The following is a 25,987-nucleotide window of genomic DNA, read 5'->3' on the forward strand; positions in this document are numbered from 1 at the left end:
CCTAAAGATTAGAATCCTTTGCAGGAACGGCTATTAGCCGTTCTTTTTTGTGCCCTCGAACTGTTGAAGATAGCGCGTCCCGCCGGTGCGCACCAAGCCGGTCGGGTCGGCGCGCCGGTGAACGCGAGGTGGCGGCGGATGATCCTGCGGACCGGCCAACGGGTGGTCTTCATCGGCGACAGCATCACCGATTGTGGTCGGCGTGACGTCGCCGCGCCCTACGGAAGCGGCTATGTCAGCCTCGTACGCGCCCTGGTCGACGCCCGGCACCCCGAGTTGCGGCTGGAATGGGTCAACCGGGGTGTGAACGGCGACACCGTACGGGACCTGGCCGCCCGCTGGGAGGCCGACGCCATCGCCGAGCGCCCGGACTGGCTCGCGGTGCTGATCGGCATCAACGACATCTGGCGGCGCTACACCGACCGACCGGACCAGGCCGTTCCCATCGACGAGTACGAGCGCACGCTGCGTGATCTGCTGCGTCGGGCGGTGGCCGAGACCGGCTGTCGACTGATCCTCGGCGACCCGTTCCTCATCGAGGCCGACCGCGCCGACCCGCAGCGCGCCGACACCGACCGATACGCGGCCGTGGTGGCGGGCCTGGCCGCCGAGTTCGACGCGGTGCACGTGGCCAACCAGGCCGCGTTCGACCGGGTGTTGGCGGTGAGCCCGGCGAAACGGTGGGCCGACGACCGCGTACACCCGCACCTGCCCGGCCACGCGGTCCTCGCCGACGCCTACCTCGACGCCCTCGGCGCGAACACCGCCTCCTGACCGGGGCAGCGAAACGCCGGGCCGACCGTCAGGCCGACCCGGCGTCGACACCGCGGGCTCAGCCGCGGGCGGCCTCGTACAGCCGCTCCGGAGTGACCGCTCCGGCGAGCACCCGGCCGTCGTCGGTCAGCAGCACGCTGAACAGCTTGCTGGTGAGCAGTCGGCCGCTGCCCCAGTCCCCGTCGACGGCCGCCAGCCCGCCGAGGAACTTCGACACGTCCACGTCCGGCGCGGAGCCGGCGGCCGGCGTCGCCGGGGCCTTTCCGTCCGCGAGCGGCCCGTCGAGGCGGGCGACCAGGACCGTCGTCCAGCCGGAGCCCACCGCGCGGACCTTCGGGTCACCAGCCGATTCGGCATGACCGGGCTTACCGGCAGTCGGCGGTCCGTCGTGACCGTGCTTGCCCGCCGTCGGCGGCTCGGCCTTCTCCTCGGTGACCGTCACACCGGGCGGCGGGTTGAAGGTGAACTGGTCGGCGTCCGGGCGGCGGTAGTCGACCTCGGTGAACGCCACCTCGAACGCCGGCCGGTCACTGCCCTTCGCGAGCACCTCGAAACGCAGCGGCACGTGCCGTTCGGCGTCGATGGCGATCCGCAGTTGGTGCACGAGCGAGGCCCGGTCGCGCGGCTGGAGCACCAGCTCGTACGCGTCCTGACCGGCGACGGTCGCCGACCGGCCGACGCTGACCTCGGTGCTCGGGTCGACCGCGCCCAACGCCAGGTCGGCGGCCTGCTGCGGGGTGGCCGGGAGGTTCGCCGCCGCCTCCGGAGCCGGCTTTCCAGCCCCGACGTCTCCGCTCAGGGTGCGGTGGGTGGCGGTGTTGGTGCGGCTCTGCCACGTCCACAGGTCCCGGCCGTTGCGGATCACGTCCTGCTCGCCCAGGGTGTCCAGCAGCGCGACCCGCTGCCGGTCCGGGCCGGAGTACCAGACCCGCAGCGTGTGCGTGCCGGTCAGCATGGTGGTCAGCTCGTTGCCGGGGACCAGGCCGACGAGGGGCGGTAGGCCGAGGTCGGCGCGCTGCACGACGGTCCCGGACAACCCCTCCAGCCGGGAGGTCTGCAGGTCGACAAGGAGTTGGGCCGCGGTGCGTGGTGGCAGGCTCGGCTCGGCCTCGGCGGCGAACGTGCCGACGGCCGCGCCACCGCCGATCACGGCGACGGCCGCGGTGGCCGGGACCAGCCAACGAAGGACGGGACGGCTCCTCAGGACGGACATGGTGACACCTCCTGTACACATCCTGCCTGTTTGGTCCTGTGAGCGTGCTGAGGAAGCCGGACCGTCACGATTGACCCGGGTGGCACCCTTGAGTGGTGCGTTTGCTGGTGGTGGAGGACGAGGCCCGGTTGGCGGCTGCCCTGCAACGTGGCCTTCAGGCCGAGGGGTTCGCGGTGGACGTGGCGGGGACCGGCCCGGCCGGCCTGGACGCGGCCCGGCACGGCGGGTACGACGCGATGATCCTCGACGTGATGTTGCCCGGCCTCTCCGGCTACGAACTGGTCCGGCGGCTGCGGGCGGAGCAGCACTGGCTGCCGGTGCTGATGCTCTCGGCCAAGGACGGCGAGTACGACCAGGCCGACGGCCTCGACTGCGGCGCCGACGACTACCTGACCAAACCCTTCTCGTACGTGGTGCTGCTGGCCCGGTTGCGGGCGCTCCTGCGCCGGGGCGCGCCGGAACGCCCGGCGGTGCTGGCGGTCGGTGACCTGCGACTGGACCCGGCCCGCCGGCAGGTGACCCGGGCCGACGCCGAGGTGGTCCTGACCGGGCGGGAGTTCGCGTTGCTGGACTACCTGATGCGCCGCCCCGGCCAGGTCGTGTCCAAGACCGAGTTGCTGGACCACGTCTGGGACGCGAGTGTGGAGACCGCGCCGAACGCCGTCGAGGTCTACATCGGCTACCTGCGTCGCAAGCTCGGCCGCGACCGGCTGGAGACGATCCGGGGTGCCGGCTACCGGCTGGCCACGTGACCGGCCCGGCGGGTGTCCGCCGTTTCGGAAGCGGCCGGATTCCGGTGCTCGGGTTGCGGGCGCGGCTGCTGGCGATCGGAGTGCTCGGCCTCACGGTCGGCCTCGCCCTGGGTGGGGTGGTGGTGCTCGGCGCGCTCGGTTTCGTGCTTCAGCGAACCGTCGACACCGAGGCGTTCCGGACCGCCGACGCGGTCGCCCTGCTCGCCGCCGAGGACGCGTTGCCCGACCCGCTGCCGGTGGCCGGTGGTCAGGTGCGCGTCCAGGTCGTCGACGCGCAGGGGCGGATCAGGGCCGCCTCGATCGACGCCGACCGGCTGGTGCCGATGGTCCGCCCGGAGGGCCTGGACCACGACCGTCGGCAGCGACTGGAGGTGCCGGCGGAGCGGGTCGGGCTGGCCGGCCCGGTCCGGGTGGTCACCGTACCCGTCGACACGGCGGCGGGTCCGCTCACCGTGCTGGTCGCCCGTTCGATGGCCGACGTGCGGCACAGCACCCACGTGGTCCGGGCCATCCTGCTGGTGGCGTTCCCGCTGCTGGTGGCGGTGCTGGCCGTGGTGGCGTGGCGGGTGGTCGGCGCGACGCTGCGGCCCGTCGAGGCGCTGCGCCGGGGCGCGGAGGAGATCACCGGGCGGGCTGGTGCCGGCCGGTTGCCGGTGCCCGCGTCCGCCGACGAGATCCACCGGTTGGCGGTCACCCTCAACGGCATGCTGGACCGGTTGGAATCGGCCCGGGTCCGCCAGCGGGCATTCGTCTCCGACGCCGCACACGAGCTGCGCAGCCCGCTGACCAACATCCGGACCGAGCTGGAGGTGGCCGAGCGCCTCGCCGACCGGACGGACTGGGCGGCGGTGACCGGCAACCTGCTCGCCGACACCGATCGGTTGAGCCGGCTGGTCGACGACCTCCTGCTGCTGGCCCGCTTGGACGAAGCGCCACCGAGCCGAGGGGTCGGCCCGGTGGAGTTGGGCGCGCTGCTGACCGAGGTCGCCGACCGCTACCCGTCGCCGCCGGTGCGGGTGGTGCCACCGCCGGGCCCGTTGTGGACGACCGGCAACGCCGACGAGCTGCGTCGTGTGCTGGCCAACCTGGTCGACAACGCGATGCGGCACGCCGACAGCGCCGTCGTGCTCGCGACCTCGACGGCGGGGCCCGTGGTCGGGCCTGACGCTGGGGCGTACCACCTGGTGACGGTGACCGACGACGGCCCGGGGATCCCGGTCGCGGACCGGAAGCGGGTCTTCGATCGGTTCACCCGGCTGGACGACGGACGGGCCCGCGACGACGGGGGCGCCGGCCTGGGGTTGGCCATCGTCCGGGAGTTGGTGCGACGGGCGGGCGGCAGCATCGCCCTCACCGACGCGCCCGAGCGGCGCGGGCTGCGAGTGCGCCTGCTGCTGCCGATGTCCACAGCGGAGGACAGCCAGGCGCCACAGGTTGATGGTCCGTGACGGCAAGCCACCCCCCACCCACCCACCGTTGACCCTTTGCTCTGCACCCACGGATGCGACAGCTACGAAAAGTGACGCTCGGCCCATGCCTGTCGAGAGGGCTTCCGCGACGTTCCGCCTGGTCATCTGCCGTGGTGCCGATAGAGCTGCAGAGCAAAGGCTGGGTGGGTCGTGCGGATGGGCGCGCTTGGTGTCACGGATTGTCACGTCGGTTTCATGCAGGGGATACGCCACGCTGAGTGAGGTCGGCAGGGCGCGGCTGGCAGGCCCACGGCGGGCGGCGGGCGGCGGCCAGTCAGGGGCGGCGGGTCAGCGGCGGCGGGTGCAGACCTGCTCGGAGCTGGCGACGGTGTCGGTGGACCAGACGACCGCGACGGTGAAGCAGTAGTCGTTCGTGCGGTTGAGCGCGTAGACCACGTAGTTGGTGGTGCCGGCGGGCAGGGTCGCGAAGACGTTGCGGTCCTGGCCGGTGCGGCCACCCGCGATGACCACCGGGCCCTCGCTGCCGGCGGGGTAGGTCCAGTTCAGGGTGATGCTGTCCCGGGTGTCGCGCAACGTCACCGCGCCGGGCGGGCTGCCCAGCGGTGCTGCGGCGGCGCCCGACGTGGGCGGGGCGCCGGTCGGGGTGGGCGCGGTGCCGGCCGGTGCGGCGGTGGTGGGGGAGGCGGTCGCCGTCGGCGGGGTCGGTTCGTCGTCGCCCCCGCCGACCCGGGCCACCCCGGCGATCACCGCGGCGGCCCCGAGCAACACCACGACCACACCGGCCACCAGCACCGGTACCAGTCGGTTGCGCTGCGGGGACGGCGCCCGGTGCACCGGCACCGGCAGCAGACGCGACGGCGTGTACGGCTCGAGAGGCGCGTACGGGTCGGCCGGGCGGCGCAGCCGGTACACCCCGGACTGCTCCTCCGTCCCGCCGGCCAGCCCGACCACCGACGGGGGCACCGGAGCGTCGGTGGGGTACGGCGTCGGCTCGCTCGCCCGCTCCGGTGGCCACCCCGCCGACCCGACGGCTTCGTCGGCCGGCGCTCGGGGATTCGGAACCGTCCCACCCGCCGCCGTCGCGGTGTGGTGCGGTGGAGGCGTCGGTGGGTGATAGCCGGACTCGGTCGGGCCGTTGGCGTGCGGTGGGACGCGGGCGGCCGGCACGACCGGAGTGTCCTGGGCGGTGGGCGGGTTGTCCGCGCAGGCGTGGTCGGGATTGGCCGCCGCCCGGGCCAGGGTCGCCACCTGCGCCGCCAGCGGGTCGTCGGCGGGCAGGTGTTGCCGGCACAGCTCACGGGCCAGCGCCAGGTTGTCGTGTGCCTCGGCGAACTGCCCGCAGTCGCGCTGCATCGCCCCGAGCCGCGCCAGCATCTTGATGCCGCTGGGGTGCCCGTCGCCGTACACCTCGCGGTGCAGCTCCCAGGCGTCCTGGAGCCGGTCCCGGGCCACCGTGCACTGACCACGCGCGTACTCGACAGTGGCCAGGTCGGCGTGTGCGGCCAGCACCCGCAGGGATTCCGGCCCGTCCTGCGCGGTCAGTTCGATGATGACTTCCTGGTAGAGCCGGGCGGCCCGGGAATGGCTGCCGACCCGGTGCAGCACCGCCGCCAGGGTCGCCGCGGCGGCCACCGTGCGCGGGTCGGAGCGGCCGTGCAGCCGGGTGGTCGCCGCGTACGCGAAGGCGGCCCAGCCTCTGGCCGAATGCGGCTCACCGAGGGCGACGAGCACCCGTGCCTGGAGGCTGGCCGCCTCGGCCAGCTCGGTGGTGGCGTTGGCCGGGCGCGGGTCGGCGTCGGTGAGCGCGTCGGAGAGGAGCCGCTGCGCGCCGGCCAGATCGCCGGCCGACACGAGGTCGTGCGCCTGATCAGTCAGTTCACCGAAGCCGGAAGACACGCCCCATCGTGCTCATTCGGCGACGGTAAGTACAAGACCCGCGCCGGTGTCGATTGGTCAGGATCCGGTCAGGTGCTCGGCCAATGTCTCGCTGATCCGCCGCAGTTGGTCGACCTGGGCGGGGCTCAACGCGTCGAACAGGTGTCGGCGTACCCCCTCGACGTGGCCGGGGGCGGCGGCCGCGAGGGTGGCGAAACCCTCGTCGGTGAGCAGCGCGATCTGCCCGCGTCGGTCGGTGGGGCAGTCCTCCCGACGCACCCAGCCGGCGGCCTCCAGGCGGGCCACGGCGTGCGAGAGCCGACTGCGCGACGACCCGGCGGCGTGGGCCAACTCGCTCATCCGTAGCTGACGGCCGGGCGCTTCGGAGAGCCGGACCAGGATCTCGTAGTACGCGTGCGGCATGCCCGCGTCGCGTTGCAGCTCGCGGTCGAGCGTGTCCATCAGCGCCCGCGACGCGGTGAGGTACGCGCGCCACGTGCGCTGCTCGTCAGGGTCCAGCCAGCGCGTCATGACCGTCATCATATCCCATGTAGTTGAACGCTCAACAAAGCCGCGCTAGCATCGAGCCATGGGTATTCACCGGCTCAACCACGCGGTCCTCTACGTCAGTGACCTCGCCCGCAGCGTCGCGTTCTACCGTGACGTGCTGGGCTTCAGCCTGGTGGCGATGACCCCGGACGGCTTCCGCGGCGCCACCTTCCTCCAGGCACCCGACTCCACCAACGACCACGACCTCGGCCTGTTCGAGATCGGCGCCGCCGCCGGGCGGTCCACCGCCGGGCGGGCCACCGTCGGCCTCTACCACTTGGCCTGGGAGGTGGACACCCTCGACGAGCTGGCCTCCACCGCCGAGCGGCTCGCCGCCGCCGGCGCGCTGGTCGGCACCTCGGATCACGGCACGACCAAGAGCCTCTACGGGCAGGACCCGGACGGCCTGGAGTTCGAGATCGTCTGGTTGGTGCCCGCCGACCTGCTCGACGACAGCGCCCTGGCCGCCCGCAAGCAGATCGGTCGGCTCGACCTCAACGCCGAGCGGCAGCGCTACGGCGGGCAGACCCGCGGTGGAGTGGGGATCTCCGTCCCGGTCTGAGGTGGCCGTACGGTAGAACGGACCGATGGCTACCGACCGGACCACCGACTTCCTCCGCGAGCTGCTGGTCCGCCAGTTGACGACCTGGCTGCCCGCGGCTCTGCGCCGCTCCCGGCGGGCCACCATCGCGCTCGCGGGCACGGACGCGGGCAGCGCGGAGGCGGCGCTGCGCCTGGTCGCCGCCCACCGCGACCAGGTGCGCGGCCGACAGGTGACGGTGCTGGTACTGGCCGACAGTGCTGCCCTGCCGGCCCGACTCGGCCCGATCGAGGCGGAGTTGCCCGCCGAGGTCACCGTGCACCTGTTGTCCGGCGACCCCTACCGGCTTCCGGTCGCGGTGAAGGCCGCCGGGGCGGCCGGCGCCCCACTGTTCTCCTTCGTGGACCTGCCCGGCGCGGTGACGCCGAAGCTGCTCGCCGCCGCGACCAACGGTCGTACCGGGGAGGTGCTGCTGCGTACCGGTGACAGCGCCCGTGACGTGCTCACCGCGGCCGGTTTCAACCTGGTCGCCGAGGTGGCACCGGTGCTGCCGGACGGCGAGGCCGCCGGAGTGATCGCTTTCGGCAGCCGCTCGGACCGGAGCCTGGAGGCGGTCCGGGACGCGCTCTGGGCGGTCGGCGCGGACGTCGACGTGCGCTACCGCGACCCGCAGGACCCGACGGGCGTCGCGGTCGACGTGGTCGACGACCCCGACCTCGAACCGCTGGCGCGTGAGTTGCTGGCCGAGCTGCACCGGGGCGGCTCCCGGCCGGTCGCCGACCTCCGTCGGCACACTCTCACCGCGACCGTCTACCGTGCCGCCGACGCCAACCGGGCGCTCACCGGCCTGCTCGACTCCGGTGACGTGCGCCGTGACCGCGAGGGCGGCAGGCTGGCCGGCGACGAGATCATCGCGCTGGCTCGCTGAGCGCGGCTCAGACGCCGAGCGGGGTGCCGGTGGAACCACCGGCACCCCGCTCGACTCCCGGGAGGCTACGACCGGGCCTTGTCCTGCTTCCAGGACAGCGGACCGGGCAGGTCGACTCGGTGCGCCCGCGCCTTGGAGTTCCAGGACCAGCGCCCGATCTTGATGCTCCACGAGGAGAAGCCGTTCTCGGTGAAGTTCAGGATGATCGGTCCGTACTTCTTCCGCTTACGAAACATGAGGCCCATCGGAGGTCTCCCCTCGTCACCGTTCCCTGCCGTGTCGAGATCGAACATTCCCGACCCGGCGACTTTTGAAACCCTCTCGCCGTCCGTGGTGGACAGTGCCGACGTGGCCTTCACGATCCGTGACGCGCGACGGTCAGCGGGGCTCCCACGCGTCGGGCAGAGCGGTGAGCTTGCGGACGTGGGCGGGCAGCCGACCGCTGACGATCTCGGCGAGGCTCACCTCGTCGACGACCCGCCGCACCGCGGCACGCACCGCCACCCACAGGCCGGGCAGGTTCTCCGCCGAACCCTCGTAGCGGGTCTCCTCGGGGCGCAGCCCGCGTACCCCGGCCAGCGGGCCCTCCACCGCGCGCAGCACCGCGCCGACTGTCACCTCGCGTGGCGGGCGCGCGAGGGTGTAACCGCCCTCGGCGCCGCGCTGGGCGCGCACGATGCCGGCCCGGCGCAGGTCCGCCAGGACCGCCTCCAGGAACTTGCGGGGCATGTCCTGCTCCGCCGCGATGGCCTGCGTGGACAGCAGCGAGGGGTACGCGGTGGCGAGGCTCAGCGCTGCCCGTACCGCGTAGTCGCCGCGCGCGGAGATCTGCACAGTGCCATCATGCCCGGCCGGGGTCGCCCGTCGGCGCGCCGGGCGACCCGGGTCGCGTGGCGTGGCCACCGTTCGGCGTCCCGACCGCGCGGAATCTGCCGCTGTTGACACTGGTGGGCTCGGCCGGTGGGCGGGGCCGGACCACCCGGGCGGCCGGTTGGTCCCGGGCGGCGCGGAACGCGCCCGGACTGACCCCGACCTCGCGGGTGAAGAAGCGGCCGAAGTTCGTGGGTTCGGAGAAGCCCAGGTGGCGGCCGATCTGCGCGATCGGCTGGTCGGTCGCGGCGAGGAGTCGGCCGGCCTGCAACGCGACCCGCTCGTCGATGACCTGCTTGGCGCTGCGACCGGTGACGGCCAGGCAGGCCCGGGTGAGGGTCCGCACCGAGCAGCGGAGATTCGCGGCGTAGTCCTCGACCCGTCGGGTGTGCGGGTAGCCGTGCTCCACCTCCCGGCGGAACCGGTGGAACGTCTCGTCCTCGGGTCGCGGCGTCGACCGGTCGGGGTTCGCCAGGGCCAGCCGCAGCAGCAGCACCGCCAGTTGGTGGCGGAGCAGGGCGCGGGCGGTGAGACTGTCGGGGTGCCGTCGGCAGTCCACGCTCAGCTGGCTCACCTCGGTGATCACCGCGTCCTCGTCCTCGCCGGCCAACTGCCGCCAGGTCACCGGTGTGTCCAGCTCGACGCCGAAACCGCGCAGCGCCTCGGGTTCCCAGGCGACCACTGTCGCGTCGAACTGCCGGCCGGCGCAGCGCAGCACCTGCCCGGCGCGGACCCGCAGCAGCGTGCCGGGCCGACAGGGCAGCGGGTGGAAGTCGAGTTCCGCGTCGCCGTGCCCACGCGTGGTGAGGATCAGCAACTCCCGTTCGACGATCACCGGCCGACGCCAGCCCGGGGAACCGGAGAGGTCGGCCAGCGCGAACGTGGCAATCTCGTCGGGCACGGGTGACGCCGTTCCGATCGGTGACACGGGGGAGGGATCGGTGGAGACCATCGCCTGCGACGGTAGCCCGAACCGCAGGTCACCGCATCCCGGTCGGCCCGCCGGTCAGGATCAGCGCGCCGGCACGGGCTTGTCGTGATCCCGCGACCGGGCTACGTTACCCGGCGGTAGCGCCGTTCGGTCCGCGGTCCGCCCGGCGCACCGTCGGCCGGCCGACCGGCTGACGGGCCCCGCCGACTCGCGATGGGATGGGCATGACTCAACTGTTCTCGGTCGAAGGCAAGACGGTCCTGGTCACCGGCGGGTCGCGGGGGATCGGTCTGATGATCGCCCAGGGCTTCGTCCGCGCCGGTGCGCACGTGATCATCTCGTCTCGCAAGGCCGACGTCTGCGCGGCGGTCGCCGAGGAACTCTCCGCCGAGGGGCGCTGCGAGGCCATCCCCGCCGACCTGAGCGACGACACCGGCGCCGAGACCCTCGCGGCCGCCGTGCGCGAGCGCTTCGACCGGCTCGACGTGCTGGTCAACAACGCGGGCGCGACCTGGGGTGCGCCGCTGGAGAACTATCCGGGGGCCGCGTTCGACAAGCTCTGGGCGGTCAACGTCAAGGCCGTGTTCCGGCTCACCGCCGCGCTGTTGCCGTCGCTACGCGCCGCCGCCAGCGCCGACGACCCGGCCCGCGTCATCAACATCGGGTCGATCGACGGCATCCGGGTGCCGTTCATGGAGGTGTACGCGTACTCGGCGACCAAGGCCGCCGTGCACATGCTCACCCGCAGCCTCGCCCACCAACTCGCCGGCGACCAGATCACCGTCAACGCGATCGCGCCCGGCCCGTTCGAGAGCAAGATGATGGCGTTCGCGCTGGACGACCCGGCCAGCCGGGCCGCCATCGAGCAGCAGGTTCCGCTGGCCCGCATCGGTCGCCCCGAGGACATGGCCGGCACCGCCATCTACCTCGCGTCGCGCGCCGGCGCTTACCTCACCGGCGCGGTCATCCCCGTGGACGGGGGCATCACCACGCACGGCTGAGCACCGGCCGACCCGGGTGAGGCTGTCCGCGTACCCCCGGGCCCGGGTGTGCCGGGGCCGCGCGGACTCGGCAGATCCGCGCGGCCCCGGGTTGGCCGGTGTTGCTCTTTCGGGCGGTCAGCGACCGGCGAGCAGCCGGTTCACCGCCGTGTCGACGTCCAGGTGCTCGGCCTCCCGGCCGCGCGGGACGACGACGTACGTCCGTCGAAGGAATCGCACCAGGACGCTGCGCGGCACCTCGAAGAGGGCGTTGCCGTCCGGTGACGAGAGGGCAAGCGCGACGAAATCGCCGCGCGGTGTGGCCCAGGGCCAGACCCGCACGTCCCCGATGCCGGCCGGTTCGTCCAGGCCGGTGACCAGAAGTTCGCGAGCGAACGACCAACTCACCGCCTCGCCCCCGGCCGATTCGGCATGGAACAGGACATGGACCGCATACGGGTCAGCAGGGTCGTAACGCAGACTGGCACGCACCGGCAAGGCGGTGGCGTCAGGCGCGACGAGCCTTAGCGACGTCTCGACCTCTACGGTCGTCGGTCGGATGACACTCATGGACGTTCTCCCCCCGGCACCGCTGCGGAACGCGCGTGTCCCGCTTTTCCCATACTCAGGTGCTACTCCTGGCTACGCTCCGCCATACGCTGACTTCACCCAGTGGTGGGAAGGGGGACGGAAAGGCCGCGTGAATGTGAGGATTCATGTAGGATTTCCGGTTCTGCCCAGTGCGTGATCCCGCCCGGCATCGGGTGGCTCAGTCGTCGACTTACTCCGGTAACGTCCAGTCGGGCGTTGCAGTGACGGGCCCGAGCGACACTGGGGGGTGAAATGGTGGCGAAGCGATCCTCAGTGGATCCGGCGCCAGCGTCCGGCCCGCCGAACGTCGCGGTCCGAGTAGCCGAAAAGCGGGGGTACGAAGTGCCGATGGAACAGCCCGAACGGGCCGATCGGTCGGGCCGCGATGCCGGTCGTGCCGGTGGCGTCCTCGTCGTCGCGGACCCACCGCGCCGCCCACGCTGGCGTGAGCGGATCTCGATGACCCTCGACCTCATCCGAGCCAACCCCACCGGCCGCATCGCACTCAAGATCTTCATCTCGATCGCCGGGGCGCTCGTGGTAACCATCGGCATCGCCCTCATCCCACTACCCGGGCCGGGCTGGCTGCTGGTCATCGCCGGGCTGGGCATCTGGGCCGTCGAATACCACTGGGCGCGCAGGCTGCTCGGCTTCACCCGCCGACACGTCCACGGATGGACGCAGTGGGTGACGCGACAGTCACTGGCGGTCCGAATCGTGCTCGGCTCCGTCGGCCTCGTCTTCGTCGCCACCGTGGTCTGGCTGTCCCTCAAGTACAGCCTCGGCATCGACGTGATCGCCGAGGCGATGCACTACCTCGCGACGCACTGACCCCGGATTTCCGGTCCGGTTCCACGATCGGGTAGAGTCAGTGTCGCTGAGGGCGATTAGCTCAGTGGGAGAGCGCTTCGTTCACACCGAAGAGGTCGCTGGTTCGATACCAGCATCGCCCACTCTCAGTTCTGGCAGGCCAGAGGCCGCTTCCCGGGTTCGGGAGGTGGCCTTTCTGCTGTCGTGCAGCAGCTTTGTACAGCAGCACGGCTATTGCGTTAGTGATTCGCCGAGGCGCTTGAGTGCGTCCCTGGTCGCCTTGTTTGATACCTGCGTGTAGATCTCCATCGTCACGGAGAAGCGGGCGTGCCTGAGCACCTGCATGGCGACTCTGGGATGGACGTCGAGGTCGGCCAGGAGCGTGGCGCAGGTTCGCCTGGCGTCGTGGACGGTGATCGGCTTGACACCTGCCTTGTAGCATCGCGTCTGCCAGGAGCGTTGGAAGTTGCGCGGCTCGATCGGGGTGCCGTAGCGGGTGGTGAAGACGAGTCTGGTTTCCTGCCACGCCTTGCCGGCGGCTGCTCTCGCCTCGTCGTGTTGTTCGCTTCGCAGTTTCAGGGCCGTGAGGCATGGCCAGCCGGATGGCAAGGTCGCGCAGCTGCTCCATGCCCAAGAGGCTAGGCGGTGCGCGGATCGCCGGCCAATGCTTCAACGGCGGTGAGCAGGCTCGGGGACGCGGGCAAGGTGGGTAGCCCTCGACGAAGGGTCTGGGGCGCAGGCGGGGCACAAGACACCGTGAAACGTCGTCAAGCAGCGCTGAACGGTGGCAGCCCGAGACGCCGCATGAGCAGGCGTCGAAGGGTGATCCCGCTGGTAGCGGTGCAGCGGCTCTTAGTTCCGCTTCAACTCAACCAAGTGTGTTGGTTTGTCGCGCCGTCTGCCGCGACCGCCTCAGCCGACCCAGGTCGACACCGTAGGCGAGCGCGAGGGCGAAGGTCAAAGCCCCACCGGCCCAGGCGGCCAGCCATAACCAAATGCCACGCAGGTCGAGGCCGCGGCCGCCGGCGAAGACGGGATCGTGCGGCGGCGGAAAGAGGCGATGGAACGCGGGAGCGCCGAAGAGGATGATCGCCCCGGACGCGACGATGCCGCCGACCACGAGGAGCCGCAAGGATCGTCTGCCGAAGTCTCGCTGCCGGATCAGATTGGCGACCAGGCTCAGGCCGATCGGTCCGCCGAGGAAGAGAGCCCCGCAGCTGATGAGCTCCGTTGTTCCGTACGTCACGGGCCGATGCTACGTCCGTACCTGACCGTCATCCGGAGACAGATTCCAGGAGTTCGGAGTGCCGCTGTCGACAGCAACGCTGACAGCAACCGCGTCGGATGGCAGCACCATTACGAGCGCTGGTATGGACGAAGCTTCGAGCGTGCAGCCGCTCCCAGAAGTGTGCGGACGAGATGAACTCAGCTTGAAAGTGAGATGTTGCGGGCGCGGCGGCCGGGTCTGGGAAGGGATCTACTCGGCGACGAAGACGCCAACGCCGGGAAGCGTTTCGGTCATCCCCTTGATCCGTAGCACCTGCATGGCGCGGTCGATCACCGGCTCGGTGACCCCGTAGTGCTCGATCAACTCTCGCCGACTGGGCAGCTTGGACCCGGGCTGGAACTCGCCTGACGCGATGCGTTCGGCGAGGTCGTCGGCAATCTGCTCGTAGCGGTAACGCGGTGGCACGTCGTTCTCCTCGGTTGGCAACACGAGTAGACCACCTACGTCAGCCCTTGACTACCCAACGGTACCTGTGGGAGGTTGCCGAGGAGGTCGATTCCCTCGGTTGGCGCTGTGGGCCGTCCTCGTCGGCGTGGATGTTCGGCGCGTCCCCCGCGCTCGGGCATCCACGCCCCCAGATCGCTCCGGCACAAGGAGACAGCAGTGCTTCCTTCGACATGGGCAGGGCAGACCCTGGTGCAAGCGGGCGAGGCGAGTCGGTGAAGCGAGTCTCGTACGACGAGTACGTGCTGGCGGTGGCGCTGACTCTCGCTCGCCGTCATCGGCCGGTCTGGTCCTGGCGACACTGGCGGCGCATCTGCCGTTGCGGAGGCGAGCTGCCATGTCGAAGCCGCCACCGCATCCCGATCAACCGCGGCCACTCGCCCAGCCAGGACGGCCGGCAGTGACCACTCACCACCCGATCAAGCCAGCTTGGACGTGCGGTGGCTGTGCGGGGGAGTGGCCTTGCCAGACCCGGCGCCGAGAGCTGCGAGCCGAGTACGACCGAGCCCCGGTGTCACTCGCCCTCTACCTGGCCGCCCAACTCGTTGACGCCGCCCAGGACCTGGCCCACGTTCCCGCCGGCCACCTGCATCACCGATTCCTCGGCTGGACCCGATGAGCATCCTGCGGCCGGGCGACGAAGAGTTCCACTGCAGCGACGGCTCGCACAAGTGGATCCCACCGGACCCGGACTACGACCAGGAGGTCTGGGACGAGCAGGTTCGCCAGCACAAGCACGGCCACCTCAGAAACGAGCGCCCGAAGGTCCGCATCCAACGCCTCGTCTGACGCCAGCAGTACAGCAGCGAAGTACAGCAACAGTGCCAGTCGGACCGAGCCGAGAGGAACGCGAACAGGCCGTCTGGCCTCGCATCAAGCCCGACCCGACCGGCTCGCCGAGAGTTCACACCGAAGAGGTCGCTGGTTCGATACCAGCATCGCCCACTCTCAGTTCGTGCAGTACAGAAGCTCGTTACCGCAGTAGTCGGTAACGAGCTTTGCTGCATGTGCCGCTTAGATTGGGAGCAGCGGCTCTGGTTTGGATAGTCCTGCGGGCGGCACGGCGCGCCCTGGCCGCGCGGTACCACCTCGCCGTCTACCGCGAAGTCGTCCGCAGCACTGGCCCACTGTCCGTCACCAGACTCTTCTGAGCGCGGCGAGCCGAAACGCGGCAAGGCGGGCGACTGTCCTATTGGCCCGGCCCTGCAGCGTTCGGAAAAGCCGACGCACCCGGCGCCATCACCGGCTCACGTCGCGCCGAGGCGACACGCCGACCAACGCTCGCACAAGTAACCGCTGGCAAGGCGCGGCGGCCGTGAACGTGCTCCCCGATCGACCGATGCGGCTACGGGAGCCAGTGCCGGTGCCAGCCAAGTACTGGACCGGCAGCTGACGATCGGTCGGCGGTCGGCGGCCCGGCGCGAGACCGGTTCAGGGCAGCCGGTTGGGAGCAGTGGGCTGCCCTGAACCGCCTTGAACTGCCTGCCACAGCATGCGACGTGCGTCCTGATCGTGGCCGAGTCTCACATCACCGTGTCGATGTGGCCCGAGTTCGGGCTCGCCCACATCGACGTGTTCACCTGCCGGGCCGACAGCGAGCTGGCCATGGCCGTCGCGCCGATCCTCGCGCTGCTCGGCGGCGACGTCGCCCTCAGAGGTCGAGTTCCGCGTCTGCCGCGCCCGGCTGTTCCTGGCCGGGTGGTGCCCCTGGCTGTCCCCGGCCTGCCCTGGTGACCAGCGCGTCCAGCAGTGCGGGTGTCACGGGTTCACCCGTCACGAGAACCCGGAAGTGGATCGGCCCGACCGCCTGGTCGATGAGGAGGTCGACGTCGGCGTCGGCGGGCAGTTCGCCCCGTGCCGCTGCCCGGTCGAACGGCACTCGGTCGCGGGCGCGCAGCTGCGGCAGAACCTCCGCGCGCAGCCGGGCGGCCAGCTCCGGATCATGCTGGGCCTGACCGACCAGGGCCCGGAACACCGCGCCCGAGTCGGAGACCTCGAGGAAGCGGACCAGCTCGTCGAGGTGGGCGCGCAGGTCGGTGCGGAAGGCGCCGGTGTCGGGCAGCGTGAGCTCCTGGGCGCTGTCGGCGATGAATGCGTCGACCAGGATGTCGGTCTTGGAACGCCACCACCGGTAGATCGTCTGCTTGGCGACGCCGGCCCGGGATGCGATGCCCTCGATGGTGACCTTGGCGTAGCCGATCTCGGCGACGAGGTCGTCCGCCGCCTGGAGCACGGCCTCGCGGGCCGCCTCGCTCCGGCCGTGCCGGTTGCCGCGATGCATCAGGCGCTCCTTCCCGTGAGACGTCTTTCCCGTGAGGAGTCCAAGTCTTCCGAGACGTTACAAGATCCGAGTATTTACTAGACGCAACGTTGCGTCTACTCTACCCTTCATGGCGACGACACTGCACGACCCCGACGTCCGCGACCTGATCGCCCGGCTGTTCACCGAGGCCGAGCGCGACGATGAGCGCTCGCCGGGCCGACCCGCACCCACGGTCACCCCCCAGGAGCGCTCCGACCTACTCGAAGACGTCTACATGCCGATCTCGGCTCGCGGCGGGGACCTGCTCTACGCCCTGGTCCGTGCGGCCCGACCGCAGACGGTGGTCGAGTTCGGCACCTCGTACGGAATCTCGACGCTCTACCTCGCCGCCGCCGTGCGCGACAACGGGATCGGGCACGTCACCACGACCGAGCTCAGCGCGACCAAGGTCAAGGCGGCCCGCGCCAATATCGAGGCGGCCGGGTTCAGCGACCTCGTGACAGTGCTCGAAGGAGATGCGCTGACCACCCTCGGCGCGGTCGGCGGCCCGATCGGCCTGGCGCTGCTCGACGGCTGGAAGGAGATGTGCCTGCCCGTCCTGTGCCTGATCGAGGACCGGCTCGCCCCGGGCGCCCTGGTCGTCGGCGACGACTCCACGTTCGGGTCGATGAGCGACTACGTGACCTACGTCCGAGACCCAGGCAACGGCTACGTCAGCATCGACTTCCCGGTCGAGGATGGCATGGAGCTCAGCTGCTGGACGGGCCGCTGATCGAAGAGGTCAGACTGAGCAGATTGCCGCCGGGTAACGAGGCGATGGCACGGTGGCGGTGCTGCGCTGGCACGCCTGGGACAAACTTCGCCGCTGAGCAACTGGCGGAAGTGCTGCGGGAACGGGGCGACCTCGACGAACGGAGGGCCGAGGCGCTAACGGATGGTGAAGGTCAGCGGGTTCGAGATGCCGATGCCGCCGTGGGAATCGTGGACCCGCACGGTGAAGGTGGACGACGTGCCGGCCGACAGGGCCGTCTGGAACTGGTAGCGCTGTCCGCTGTTGGTCGGCGTCACGGCCAGCGGGGTCGCGCCGAGGTAAAGCTCCACCCGGCTGACGAGGTCCCCGGGATCGGTGTCGGCGACGTCGGCGACCAGCGTGACGGTCGTCGGCTCGAGGAAGTGGGTCTGCCCACCGGGGGTGCTCAACGCCACCGCCGGCGGGTGGTTGGTGCCGGTGGACGCCGGTGTCACCACCGTGACCAGCACCGGCGGCGCAGCGCCAGACAGCGACTGGTCGGTGCCGGCGGAGACGTACAGCACGAAGGTGGTGCTGGTGCCGGGCTCCCCGATCGGTGGTGTCCACAGCGCCTCGTACCTGTCACCGGTCGTCCTCACCCCCCGGGCCACCGTGACGCCGTCCACCCGGAACGACACCGAGGTGATGCTGTGTCCGCCTCCCACGGTCGCGGTCGCCGCCAGCGGGACGGTTCCCGGCGTGGTGTACACCGCGCCGGCGGTCGGGCTGAGCCAGGTGACGATCGCCGGGTAGTCAGCGACCGGCGGTGTGGTCGTCCGGGTCGGCGTCACGCTGGGCAGGACGCCGCCGGTGCACGTGACGCCGTTGAGCGTGAACGACGCCGGTGTGGGGTTGCTGCCCGACCATGCGCCAACGAAACCGATGTTCGCGGAGCCATTGGTGCCCAGGGTCGCGTTCCAGTCCAGATTGGTCGCGCTGACCTGCTGGCCTGCCTGGGCCCAGGTGGCGCTCCAGGTTTGCGTGAGCCGCTGGTCGACTGCCGGGAACGCGAACCGCAGCGTCCACCCGTTGACTAGGTCACCCACGTTGGTGACCGCGATGTCGGCGTGGAAGCCGCCGGTCCACTGGCTGGTGACGACGTAGTTCACCCGGCACCCGGCCGCCGCGTTCGCCGCACTGGCGTGTGAGATCGCGGCCATCATCGCGACCATGGCAGCAGCGATGGCGGCCACAGCAGTCAGCGACTTCCGCATGGCACACCTCGCCACAAATAGTTGAGCGTCTATGAATATGTCGACTGTCCTGCTGCTCCGCCTTCCTGTCAAGGCACGCACGGCGACGATCCGCCACCGGTGGTGCCCGCCGACGGCGGTGTCGGCGGGCACCGTGATGGTGGTGGGCATCAGCTGGCGCAGCAGCCGCCGGTCTGCGTGTCGGCGGGTGCGGCGTCGAGGGTGAGCAGGGTCAGCGGCGCGGTGAGAAGCCCGCCGGAGATGCCGGTGGCCAAGCCCTGTCCGGAGGTCTGGGCGGTCGGGGCCGGGGCGCAGCAGCTGGCGCTGGTCGCGGAGTCGTCCGGGTTGCTGTTGCACACGCCGGTCTCGGGTAGGTCGAGTTGCACGTCGCGGGCGGCGCTCCAGTCGCCGGCGAGGGCGGCGACGACGGAGCGGACCTGCTCGTAGCCGGTGGCCATGAGGAACGTTGGGGCCCGCCCGTAGGACTTCATGCCGACGGCGTAGTAGCCGGGCTCGGGGTGGGTGAGCTCGTTGACGCCGTGTGGGGGCACGGTGCCGCAGGAGTGCTCGTTGGGGTCGATCAGCGGCGCTAGGGCGCGGGTGGCGCCCATGACCGGGTCCAGGTCCAGGCGCAGCTCGGCGGCGATCGAGTGGTCGGGTCGGAAGCCGGTCGCCGCGACGATCCGGTCCACGGAGATGGATTCGTCGCTGCCGTCGGTGTGGCGGACTACCACGCTGACCCGGCCGTCGGTGGGGGTGAGGGCGTGCACGGCGAAGCCGGTGAGCAGGCGGATCCGGCCGGCGTCGACGTGCGCGCGTAGCCGGGAGCCGAGCGCGCCGCGTGCCGGGAGGGCGTCGGCGTCTCCGCCGCCGTAGGTGCGCGCCGGTGAGGTGGAGCGGATCGCCCAGGTCACCTCGGTGCCCGGCGTGGACTTGGCCAACTCGGCCAGGGAGAGCAGGGTGTTGGCGGCGGAGTGACCAGCGCCGACGACGAGGGTGTGCCGACCGGCGAAGCGGTCCCGGTCGACGCCGAGGACGTCGGGCAGGGCGTGCTCCAGATGCCCGGCCACGTCGCGTTCACCGCGAGCGGGCAGTCCTGAGGCGCCGAGGACGTTCGGGGTGCCCCAGGTGCCGGAGGCGTCGATGACCGCGCGGGCGAGCACCTCCCGGCCGTCGACGAGGCAGATCAGGAACGGGGTGGTGTCGCGGCCGGCGGTGCGCAGCCGGTCCAGCCCGAGGCGGCTGATCGCCTCAACGCGGGCACCGTAGCGCAGGTGCGGCTTGAGCTGCGGCAGCTCCGCCAGGGGCTGGAGGTAGTCGCCGGCCAGCTCCGCCCCGGTGGGCAGGGCTTCCAGGTCCGGTGCGACCCAGCCAGCCTCGTCGAGGAGCCGGCGGGCGGCGGAGTCGATGTTGTACCGCCAGGGGGAGAAGACCCGGACATGTCCCCACTGCCGCACCGCGGCGGCGGGGATGTCGCTGGCCTCCAGGACGAGGAACGGCAGGTCACGCTCGTGTAGGTGCGCGGCGGCGGCCAGGCCGACCGGGCCGGCGCCGATTACCACGACGGGCAGGTCATCCAGGGTGCTCATCAGGTATCTCCTCTGTGTCGAGACTTTGCGAATCAACAGGCAGACGAAGGCCGTGCGTCAGGGTCGAGGGTTGATCAGGTGATGACAGGGCAGCGGCAGCCTCGAGATGTCTGGCGAACCCGCCCGCCGTCGTGGGGCTGGTCTGGGAGTTCTCACCGCCTTCGCCTGACTTCTGCCCTGCGTTGTGCGTGTTGAGCAGTACTCTTCCCCCTGCGAAGCTTGTCTTGACGTCTGTCTAATCAGAGAGTTGCACGCTGATTAGACACCTGTCAACCTAGAGGCATGTCAAAGCAGGCCGCGTCGCTTCCCGTCATCGACCTCACCGCCGACACGCCGTGCTGCCCGCCGTTGGCGCAGAGCCGGGTGCCGGCGCAGACCGCCGCAGTGCTCGCGCCGGCGTTCAAGGCGCTCGGCGATCCGGTGCGGCTGCAGCTGATGTCGATGATCGCCTCCGCGCAGGGCGGGGAGGCGTGCGTCTGCGACCTGACTCCGGCGTTCGACCTGAGCGGGCCGACGATCTCGCATCACCTCAAGGTGCTGCGCGAGGCCGGCCTTGTCGACGCCGAACGCCGCGGCACCTGGGTGTATTACCGGGCCCGGCCGGCCATCCTGCGCCAGCTCGCCGGACTGCTCAGCGTCGAGCCGACCGCCGTCGCGTGAGCCGCGCCCAGCGCCCGCCGCTACACAGGTGCCCGGCCAGGGCCCTGACGACGTGGGTGGCGTCACGACCAACGCCGCGCAGGGTGTTCGACGAGAACGATCGTTGGAACTCCAAGCCCAGGTAGGCCAGCGCGGGATGAGTGGTGGAGATCCCGCCGACGTGTGCGGGCATACCGGCAGGCGTGAGGGCACCGAGCGCGGCGAGATATCCGAGGTTCGGGCGGTAACCGGTCGCGAAGATCACTGCATCGACCGGCTCGGACGTGGCATCGGGCCAGATGACGCCCTCGGGGGTGAAGGCGGTGACCATGTCCCGGCGGGTGAGCAGGCCGCCCATGATGGCGTCGCGGTAGACGCCGGTGTCGAGCACCGCGGCGTGGTGGATCAGGCGGGTGAGCACCGCACGCGGGAGGCGGTCCGCCCTCGTGGCATGCAGCCAGTGGTGCAGGTCCCGGCCGCGGATGCGCTGCGGCACGAACTGGATCGGCGCCCGGGTGGCCAGGGTGACCCGGGCGATCGGCGCCAGTTCGTGGGCGACCTGGATGGCGGAGTTCCCGGCGCCGACCACGATGACCCGCTTGCCGGCGTACGTCTCGGGGCGCCGGTACTGCGCGACGTGGCGCACCTCGCCGGTGTAGTCGCCGAGACCAGGCAACGCCGGCAGGTGCGGGTTCCCGAACGAGCCGCTGGCGGCGATGACCCCCGCCGCCGCGAACTCGTCGCCGCTGTGGGTGCGCACCAGGTAACCGCCGCCGGGGCGTTGACGCACGGCGGCGACACGGGCCCGGGTGCGGATGTCGGCGTCGATGCCGCTGGCGTAGCGACGCAGGTAGGCCACGACCTCGTCGCGCCTCGGGTAACGCTCGGGATCACCCCCGCCGAACGTCAGGCCGGGCAGCGCGCTGAAGCGGGCCGGGGAGAACAGGGTGAGGTTGTCGTAGTAGTCCGGCCATGAACCCACCGGCTCGGCGCCTGCCTCCAGGACGACGGGCCGCAGGCCGGCAGTCAGGACGGCGTGCGCGGCGGCGAGGCCGGACTGGCCGCCACCGACGATGATCACAGGTTTTCCAAAGGTGCTCACCTCCCCACCATATTGTCATTTCGTTGAATGACAATATGATGGTGGTGGGGCAAGGTGGCAGACATGGATGAGCCGACGCCCTCGCAGGCGACCCTGCCCGCGACGGCGACTCCCGCAGGTCCGAGCGGCCTGGCGCCGGATGTCCAGGAGTTCCTCAAGGCGCTGGGCAGCCCCACCCGCCAGCGGATCATGATGCTGTTCGCCCAGGGCGCCGAACTGTCCGTCGGGCACGTCGCCGAGCGCGTCGGGATCAGTCAGGCGACCGCCTCGCAACAGTTGAACCTGCTGCGCCGGGGGCGGGTCGTGACCTCGCGGCGCGACGGCAAGACGGTCTACTACCGGGCGGACCGCGACGGCGCGCGGGCGGCGCTGGCCGAGCTGCAGTCCTATCTGAACACCTGCTGCTGACCCGATTCGCTCCGACGGGCGAACACCCTCCGATCGGCCAACCCTCACCGGCGGCCAACTGCCCCATGAAGGGCGGCGCCACCCCGGATTGTCAGGTGAGTCCGGCCCGACGCTGGTCAGCCCCATCGGCCGGGCCGCCCCGCGCGCCGCCAGGTAGCTCTCAGTTGTCCCCGCTTGACAATCGCTACTTATTTCAGCAACTATTGAGTCAATGATTACTGAGCTTGCTTCCCTGCAGGGGCGCGCCCGGATCCACGCCGCGCTCGGCGACCCGGCGCGCCTGGCGATCGTGGACGCGCTCACCCTCGGCGACGCCTCCCCGGGAGAGATCGCCCACGACCTTCAGATGCCGACGAACCTCATCGCTCACCACGTCAAGGTCCTCACCGAAGCCGGCCTGGTTACTCGGGACCGCTCCGAGGGCGACCGGCGCCGCACCTACCTGCGGCTGCGGCCCGAGGCCCTCGCCGCGCTGAACCCGGCACCGCTGACCGGGGTGCGGCGGGTCGTGTTCGTCTGCACCCGCAACTCGGCCCGCTCGCAACTGGCCGCCGCCCTGTGGTCCGATCGCACCCACACTGCGGCGGCGTCCGCGGGAACGAAACCCGCCCCGCGGGTCCATCCGCGTGCCGTCGCCGTGGCCCACCGCCACGGGTTGGCACTGAACCCGAACGCCACCTCGCACGTCGCTGACGTCGTGCGCGACGACGACCTTGTCATCGCGGTCTGCGACAACGCCCACGAGGAACTCACGGGCCCGGTACGGCCCCGGCTGCACTGGTCGGTGCCCGACCCGGTCCGCCTCGACACTGACGACGCGTTCGAGACCGCGTTCGCCGACCTCGCCGCCCGCGTCGAGCGCGTCGCCCCCGTCATCAATCCCGCCATGGATCCGGGAGAGCACCGTGACTGACACCAGCCCTCAGCGGCTTCAGGAGATCTCCGTCGACCAGCAGGTCGCCCTGCGCACTGCGGCCACCCGCCTCGCCGCCGAATTCGCCGGCATCTACGGCGCCGAGACCATCGAAGCGTTCCTGCGCTCCAGCTACGACCAGTTCGCCACCGCTGGCAGCATCCCCAACTACCTGCCGCTGCTCGCCGAGCGGTTCGCCCGCCAGCGCCTGCGCGCGCTCGCCCGGGTCGAGGGTCACCACCGCGACGGCCGCCCGGTGGTGTTGTTCCTGTGCACGCACAACGCCGGCCGGTCCCAGATGGCGTTGGGCTTCTTCACCCACCTCGCCGGCGACAACGCGGTGGCGTGGTCCGGGGGGAGTGAACCTGGCATCGAGGTCAATCCCGCGGCGAGCGCGGCGATGACCGAGCGCGGCATCGACATCACCGACGAGTTCCCCAAGCCCTGGACCGACGAGGTGATCCGCGCCGCCGACGTCGTGGTCACCATGGGCTGCGGCGACGCCTGCCCGGTCTTCCCCGGCACCCGTTATGAGAACTGGGACCTCGACGACCCCGCCGACCGAAGCCTGGCCGACGTCCGGCCGATCCGCGACGAGATCGAACGCCGCGTCCGCCGTCTTCTCGACGAGCTCCACGTTCCCGTTAGCCGATAGACCCGCCGGGCCGACATCGGCTCGCCCCGCTACCGCACTGGGAGAGAACACACTGATGACCATCGCACTCTGGCGGCGCCTGCTGGCCGAGTTCCTCGGGACCGCCCTGCTGGTCACCGCCGTGGTGGGCTCCGGCATCATGGCCACCACCCTCTCCCCAAACGACGTCGGACTCCAGTTGCTGGAGAACTCGGTCGCCACCGCGTTCGCCCTCGGCGCGCTGATCCTGATCTTCGGCCCGGTCTCCGGCGCCCATTTCAACCCGGTGGTCTCCGCCGCCGACTGGTTCCTCGGCCGCCGCGCCGGCACGGGTCTGACCGGCCGGGACCTCGGCGGGTACGTCGCCGCCCAGGTCGCCGGGGCGATCGCCGGGTCGGTGCTGGCGAACCTGATGTTCGACCTCGCCGCGGTCGACTTCTCCGCCAAGGACCGGGCCGCCGGTCACCTGTGGCTCGGTGAGGTCGTCGCCACCACCGGCCTGATCCTGCTCATCTTCGCCCTGGCCCGCTCCGGCCGCGCCGCCGTCGCACCGGCCGCCGTCGGCGCGTACATCGGGGCGGCGTACTGGTTCACCTCGTCCACGTCGTTCGCCAACCCGGCCGTGACGATCGGCCGCGCGTTCACCGACACCTTCGCCGGGATCGCCCCCACCTCCGTCCCCGGCTTCGTCATCGCCCAACTCGTCGGCCTCGCCGTGGGCATCGGCCTGCTGGCCACCCTCTACCCCGACGCCGGCAAGGCCGCCGACCAGGTCGTCGTTCCCGCTGACGACCGCGACCCGGCACTCGATCACCGCCCATGACCGTCACTGATGAGCACCGTCGCGGAGACCGGCCCCGCCGGGAGTTCCTCAACCCGGCTCGTCACGTCGGCAGTACCGGCTGCTCGACCGCAACAGCGACCCCGAGAGTTCCCGGCCCTCGAATCTCGACGAGGCGGCGGCCAACCGGCGCCGCGAACCGCACTGCCAGAAAGGCTCCTGATGTCCGACAAGCCCAGCGTCCTGTTCGTGTGCGTCCACAACGCCGGTCGCTCCCAGATGGCCGCCGGTTGGCTGCGCCACCTCGCCGGTGACGCCGTCGAGGTCCGCTCTGCCGGCTCCGCCCCGGCCGACACCGTCAACCCCGCCGCCGTGCAGGCCATGCGGGAAGTCGGCATCGACATCACCGACCAGACCCCGAAACTGCTGGAGTACGCGACTGCGGAGTCCTCCGACGTCATCGTGACGATGGGCTGCGGGGACGCCTGCCCGGTCTTCCCCGGCAAGCGTTACGAGGACTGGAAGCTCGACGACCCGGCCGGCAAGGACGTCGAGTCTGTGCGCCCGATCCGCGACGACATCCGCACCCGGGTGGAGAAGCTCCTCAGCGAGCTGCGCCTGAGCGCCTGACGCCACCCTCGCCGCCGCCCTCCGGGCCGGCTACCGGCGGGCGGTTCCACCCCTTCGAGCAGGAGCCCTTCGTGTCCGACCCGCACCCGCTGATCATCATCGGCTCCGGACCTGCCGGCTACACCGCCGCCGTCTACGCCGCCCGCGCCAACCTCGGACCCCGGTCATCGAAGGCGCCCAGTCCGGCGGCGCGCTGATGACCACCACCGAGGTGGAGAACGTCCCCGGCTTCCCCGACGGCATCACCGGCCCGGAGCTGATGGACGACCTGCGCAAGCAGGCCGACCGCTTCGGTTCCCAGTTCCTCACCGACGACGTCACCCGCGTCGACCTCACCGGCGACGTCAAGACCGTGTGGGTCGGCCAGCAGAGCTACCAGGCGCCAGCGGTCATCCTCGCCACCGGATCCGCGTGGCGGCCCCTCGGCGTCCCCGGCGAGCAGGAATTTCTCGGCCACGGCGTGTCCACCTGCGCCACCTGCGACGGGTTCTTCTTCCGCGACCAGGACATCGCCGTCATCGGCGGCGGTGACTCCGCCATGGAAGAGGCCACCTTCCTCACCCGCTTCGCCCGCAGCGTCACCATCATCCACCGCCGCGACACCTTCCGCGCCAGCCGCATCATGGCCGACCGCGCCCTGACCAACAACAACATCACCGTCGAGTGGAACACCGTGATCGAGGAGACCTCGGCCGCGACGGCGTTCGCGTCCGTGACGCCCACACCGGCGCCGAGCGGGTCCTGGACGTCACCGGATTGTTCGTCGCCATCGGCCACGACCTCCGCAGTGAACTGTTCCGCGGCCAGGTCGACCTCGACCCCGACGGTTACGTCACCGTCCATGCCCCAGCACCCGCACCAACCTGCCCGGCGTCTTCGCCGCCGGAGACCTCGTCGACCACACCTACCGCCAGGCCATCACGGCCGCCGGCACCGGCTGCGCCGCCGCCCTCGACGCCGAACGCCACCTCGCCACCCTGGCCTAACCAGCAACGAACGCCACCCAGGCCAAGACACAGGTGGCAGGTTCCTGCCTGCCGGGGTTACCCGGCGAGTCGGGCAATGATGT

The 25,987-nt window shown here is 71.0% G+C and carries 29 protein-coding genes, 1 tRNA gene and 2 pseudogenes; 18 read left to right on the forward strand and 14 right to left on the reverse strand.

Annotated elements, in window-relative coordinates; genetic code table 11:
* Positions 1-138: 138 nt before the first annotated feature.
* Entirely contained in the window at positions 139-774 is a 636-nt protein-coding gene (locus O7616_RS13590; protein ID WP_282307108.1) for an SGNH/GDSL hydrolase family protein, read from the forward strand.
* A gap of 58 nt (positions 775-832) precedes the next feature.
* Here O7616_RS13590 and O7616_RS13595 read toward each other — a convergent pair whose 3' ends face one another.
* Positions 833-1,987, reverse strand: coding sequence for a sigma-E factor regulatory protein RseB domain-containing protein (locus tag O7616_RS13595; protein ID WP_282307109.1), 1,155 nt, complete (start codon positions 1,985-1,987; stop codon positions 833-835).
* Between the two features lie 95 nt (positions 1,988-2,082).
* Between O7616_RS13595 and O7616_RS13600 the strand changes: the two genes are divergently transcribed.
* Both O7616_RS13600 and O7616_RS13605 read left to right on the forward strand, forming a co-directional pair.
* Entirely contained in the window at positions 2,083-2,739 is a 657-nt protein-coding gene (locus O7616_RS13600) for a response regulator transcription factor (protein WP_282307110.1), read from the forward strand.
* Between the two features lie 68 nt (positions 2,740-2,807).
* Positions 2,808-4,187: a HAMP domain-containing sensor histidine kinase gene (locus O7616_RS13605; RefSeq protein ID WP_348773879.1), complete on the forward strand. Its 1,380-nt coding sequence runs from the start codon at positions 2,808-2,810 to the stop codon at positions 4,185-4,187.
* Between the two features lie 309 nt (positions 4,188-4,496).
* Here O7616_RS13605 and O7616_RS13610 read toward each other — a convergent pair whose 3' ends face one another.
* Together O7616_RS13610 and O7616_RS13615 are read right to left on the reverse strand one after the other, a co-directional pair.
* On the reverse strand, positions 4,497-6,065 hold the full coding sequence (locus tag O7616_RS13610; RefSeq protein ID WP_282307112.1) for a tetratricopeptide repeat protein: 1,569 nt from the start codon (positions 6,063-6,065) through the stop codon (positions 4,497-4,499).
* Positions 6,066-6,122: 57 nt separating this feature from the next.
* Positions 6,123-6,584: a MarR family transcriptional regulator gene (locus O7616_RS13615; RefSeq protein ID WP_282307113.1), complete on the reverse strand. Its 462-nt coding sequence runs from the start codon at positions 6,582-6,584 to the stop codon at positions 6,123-6,125.
* Positions 6,585-6,633: 49 nt separating this feature from the next.
* Between O7616_RS13615 and O7616_RS13620 the strand changes: the two genes are divergently transcribed.
* Together O7616_RS13620 and O7616_RS13625 are read left to right on the forward strand one after the other, a co-directional pair.
* On the forward strand, positions 6,634-7,155 hold the full coding sequence (locus O7616_RS13620) for a VOC family protein (protein ID WP_282307114.1): 522 nt from the start codon (positions 6,634-6,636) through the stop codon (positions 7,153-7,155).
* Positions 7,156-7,180: 25 nt separating this feature from the next.
* Positions 7,181-8,062 (forward strand): hypothetical protein, encoded by an 882-nt coding sequence (locus tag O7616_RS13625; RefSeq protein WP_282307115.1) that lies wholly within the window; start codon positions 7,181-7,183, stop codon positions 8,060-8,062.
* Positions 8,063-8,127: 65 nt separating this feature from the next.
* On the opposite strand, the gene O7616_RS13630 is transcribed toward O7616_RS13625, so the two are convergent.
* The 3 genes from O7616_RS13630 to O7616_RS13640 all read right to left on the reverse strand — a co-directional run bounded on the left by O7616_RS13630 (position 8,128) and on the right by O7616_RS13640 (position 9,884).
* Complete coding sequence (locus tag O7616_RS13630; RefSeq protein ID WP_088990736.1) at positions 8,128-8,307, reverse strand: DUF4236 domain-containing protein; 180 nt, start codon at positions 8,305-8,307, stop codon at positions 8,128-8,130.
* A gap of 133 nt (positions 8,308-8,440) precedes the next feature.
* Positions 8,441-8,896: an Rrf2 family transcriptional regulator gene (locus O7616_RS13635; protein ID WP_030333674.1), complete on the reverse strand. Its 456-nt coding sequence runs from the start codon at positions 8,894-8,896 to the stop codon at positions 8,441-8,443.
* A 7-nt stretch (positions 8,897-8,903) separates the two neighbouring features.
* Positions 8,904-9,884 carry an AraC family transcriptional regulator gene (locus O7616_RS13640; protein WP_282307116.1) on the reverse strand — a complete coding sequence of 327 codons (981 nt, stop codon included), beginning with the start codon at positions 9,882-9,884 and terminating at the stop codon, positions 8,904-8,906.
* Between the two features lie 203 nt (positions 9,885-10,087).
* Here O7616_RS13640 and O7616_RS13645 point away from each other — a divergent pair, with 203 nt between their 5' ends.
* On the forward strand, positions 10,088-10,864 hold the full coding sequence (locus O7616_RS13645) for a glucose 1-dehydrogenase (RefSeq protein ID WP_282307117.1): 777 nt from the start codon (positions 10,088-10,090) through the stop codon (positions 10,862-10,864).
* 117 nt (positions 10,865-10,981) lie between these two features.
* Here the strand turns inward: O7616_RS13645 and O7616_RS13650 are convergent, their stop codons facing one another.
* Positions 10,982-11,413, reverse strand: a complete 432-nt coding sequence (locus O7616_RS13650; RefSeq protein WP_007457244.1) for an SsgA family sporulation/cell division regulator — start codon at positions 11,411-11,413, stop codon at positions 10,982-10,984.
* Between the two features lie 273 nt (positions 11,414-11,686).
* Here O7616_RS13650 and O7616_RS13655 point away from each other — a divergent pair, with 273 nt between their 5' ends.
* Together O7616_RS13655 and O7616_RS13660 are read left to right on the forward strand one after the other, a co-directional pair.
* Positions 11,687-12,265 (forward strand): TIGR02611 family protein, encoded by a 579-nt coding sequence (locus O7616_RS13655; protein WP_282307118.1) that lies wholly within the window; start codon positions 11,687-11,689, stop codon positions 12,263-12,265.
* A gap of 50 nt (positions 12,266-12,315) precedes the next feature.
* Positions 12,316-12,387: transfer RNA gene (locus O7616_RS13660), tRNA-Val, on the forward strand.
* An 88-nt stretch (positions 12,388-12,475) separates the two neighbouring features.
* Here O7616_RS13660 and O7616_RS13665 read toward each other — a convergent pair.
* The 3 genes and pseudogenes from O7616_RS13665 to O7616_RS13675 all read right to left on the reverse strand — a co-directional run.
* Positions 12,476-12,835: pseudogene (locus O7616_RS13665) on the reverse strand (tyrosine-type recombinase/integrase); the annotation flags it as partial.
* Positions 12,836-13,112: 277 nt separating this feature from the next.
* Complete coding sequence (locus tag O7616_RS13670) at positions 13,113-13,490, reverse strand: hypothetical protein (protein ID WP_282307119.1); 378 nt, start codon at positions 13,488-13,490, stop codon at positions 13,113-13,115.
* A gap of 231 nt (positions 13,491-13,721) precedes the next feature.
* Complete coding sequence (locus O7616_RS13675; RefSeq protein ID WP_282307120.1) at positions 13,722-13,961, reverse strand: GntR family transcriptional regulator; 240 nt, start codon at positions 13,959-13,961, stop codon at positions 13,722-13,724.
* Between the two features lie 415 nt (positions 13,962-14,376).
* Between O7616_RS13675 and O7616_RS31155 the strand changes: the two genes are divergently transcribed.
* Both O7616_RS31155 and O7616_RS13680 read left to right on the forward strand, forming a co-directional pair.
* Positions 14,377-14,595, forward strand: a complete 219-nt coding sequence (locus tag O7616_RS31155; protein WP_091609711.1) for a flavin reductase — start codon at positions 14,377-14,379, stop codon at positions 14,593-14,595.
* Positions 14,592-14,765 (forward strand): hypothetical protein, encoded by a 174-nt coding sequence (locus O7616_RS13680; RefSeq protein WP_282307121.1) that lies wholly within the window; start codon positions 14,592-14,594, stop codon positions 14,763-14,765. The genes O7616_RS31155 and O7616_RS13680 overlap by 4 nt, the downstream gene beginning before the upstream one ends.
* Positions 14,766-15,627: 862 nt before the next feature.
* Here the strand turns inward: O7616_RS13680 and O7616_RS13685 are convergent.
* Positions 15,628-16,257, reverse strand: coding sequence for a TetR/AcrR family transcriptional regulator (locus O7616_RS13685; RefSeq protein WP_282307122.1), 630 nt, complete (start codon positions 16,255-16,257; stop codon positions 15,628-15,630).
* Positions 16,258-16,366: 109 nt separating this feature from the next.
* Between O7616_RS13685 and O7616_RS13690 the strand changes: the two genes are divergently transcribed.
* Positions 16,367-17,011, forward strand: a complete 645-nt coding sequence (locus O7616_RS13690; protein ID WP_282307123.1) for a class I SAM-dependent methyltransferase — start codon at positions 16,367-16,369, stop codon at positions 17,009-17,011.
* 155 nt (positions 17,012-17,166) lie between these two features.
* Here the strand turns inward: O7616_RS13690 and O7616_RS13695 are convergent, their stop codons facing one another.
* Positions 17,167-18,393 (reverse strand): cellulose binding domain-containing protein, encoded by a 1,227-nt coding sequence (locus O7616_RS13695; protein WP_282307124.1) that lies wholly within the window; start codon positions 18,391-18,393, stop codon positions 17,167-17,169.
* Positions 18,393-19,811 carry an FAD-dependent oxidoreductase gene (locus tag O7616_RS13700; protein WP_282307125.1) on the reverse strand — a complete coding sequence of 473 codons (1,419 nt, stop codon included), beginning with the start codon at positions 19,809-19,811 and terminating at the stop codon, positions 18,393-18,395. The genes O7616_RS13695 and O7616_RS13700 overlap by 1 nt, the downstream gene beginning before the upstream one ends.
* A gap of 282 nt (positions 19,812-20,093) precedes the next feature.
* On the opposite strand from O7616_RS13700, the gene O7616_RS13705 reads away from it, so the two are divergent.
* Positions 20,094-20,471, forward strand: coding sequence for a metalloregulator ArsR/SmtB family transcription factor (locus tag O7616_RS13705; RefSeq protein ID WP_282307126.1), 378 nt, complete (start codon positions 20,094-20,096; stop codon positions 20,469-20,471).
* Here O7616_RS13705 and O7616_RS13710 read toward each other — a convergent pair.
* Positions 20,443-21,552, reverse strand: a complete 1,110-nt coding sequence (locus O7616_RS13710) for an NAD(P)/FAD-dependent oxidoreductase (RefSeq protein WP_282307127.1) — start codon at positions 21,550-21,552, stop codon at positions 20,443-20,445. The two genes, O7616_RS13705 and O7616_RS13710, sit on opposite strands and share 29 nt — an antisense overlap.
* A gap of 63 nt (positions 21,553-21,615) precedes the next feature.
* Between O7616_RS13710 and O7616_RS13715 the strand changes: the two genes are divergently transcribed.
* From O7616_RS13715 to trxB, 6 genes and pseudogenes are all read left to right on the forward strand, one after another.
* Positions 21,616-21,960 carry a metalloregulator ArsR/SmtB family transcription factor gene (locus O7616_RS13715; RefSeq protein ID WP_282307128.1) on the forward strand — a complete coding sequence of 115 codons (345 nt, stop codon included), beginning with the start codon at positions 21,616-21,618 and terminating at the stop codon, positions 21,958-21,960.
* 211 nt (positions 21,961-22,171) lie between these two features.
* The gene (locus O7616_RS13720; protein WP_282261487.1) at positions 22,172-22,873 is read left to right on the forward strand and encodes a helix-turn-helix domain-containing protein; all 702 of its coding nucleotides are present in this window, start codon (positions 22,172-22,174) and stop codon (positions 22,871-22,873) included.
* Entirely contained in the window at positions 22,866-23,528 is a 663-nt protein-coding gene (locus O7616_RS13725) for an arsenate reductase ArsC (protein WP_348773866.1), read from the forward strand. The genes O7616_RS13720 and O7616_RS13725 overlap by 8 nt, the downstream gene beginning before the upstream one ends.
* Before the next feature lie 55 nt (positions 23,529-23,583).
* A complete protein-coding gene (locus tag O7616_RS13730) occupies positions 23,584-24,330 on the forward strand; it encodes an MIP/aquaporin family protein (protein WP_282307129.1) in 747 nt (248 codons plus the stop codon).
* A 180-nt stretch (positions 24,331-24,510) separates the two neighbouring features.
* Positions 24,511-24,918: an arsenate reductase ArsC gene (locus O7616_RS13735; RefSeq protein ID WP_282307130.1), complete on the forward strand. Its 408-nt coding sequence runs from the start codon at positions 24,511-24,513 to the stop codon at positions 24,916-24,918.
* A 71-nt stretch (positions 24,919-24,989) separates the two neighbouring features.
* Positions 24,990-25,904 (forward strand): annotated as a pseudogene (gene trxB / locus O7616_RS13740) (thioredoxin-disulfide reductase).
* The last annotated feature ends 83 nt before the right edge of the window (positions 25,905-25,987 follow it).

The sequence above is a fragment of the Micromonospora sp. WMMD964 genome (assembly GCF_029581455.1).
Taxonomy (GTDB): Bacteria; Actinomycetota; Actinomycetes; order Mycobacteriales; family Micromonosporaceae; genus Micromonospora.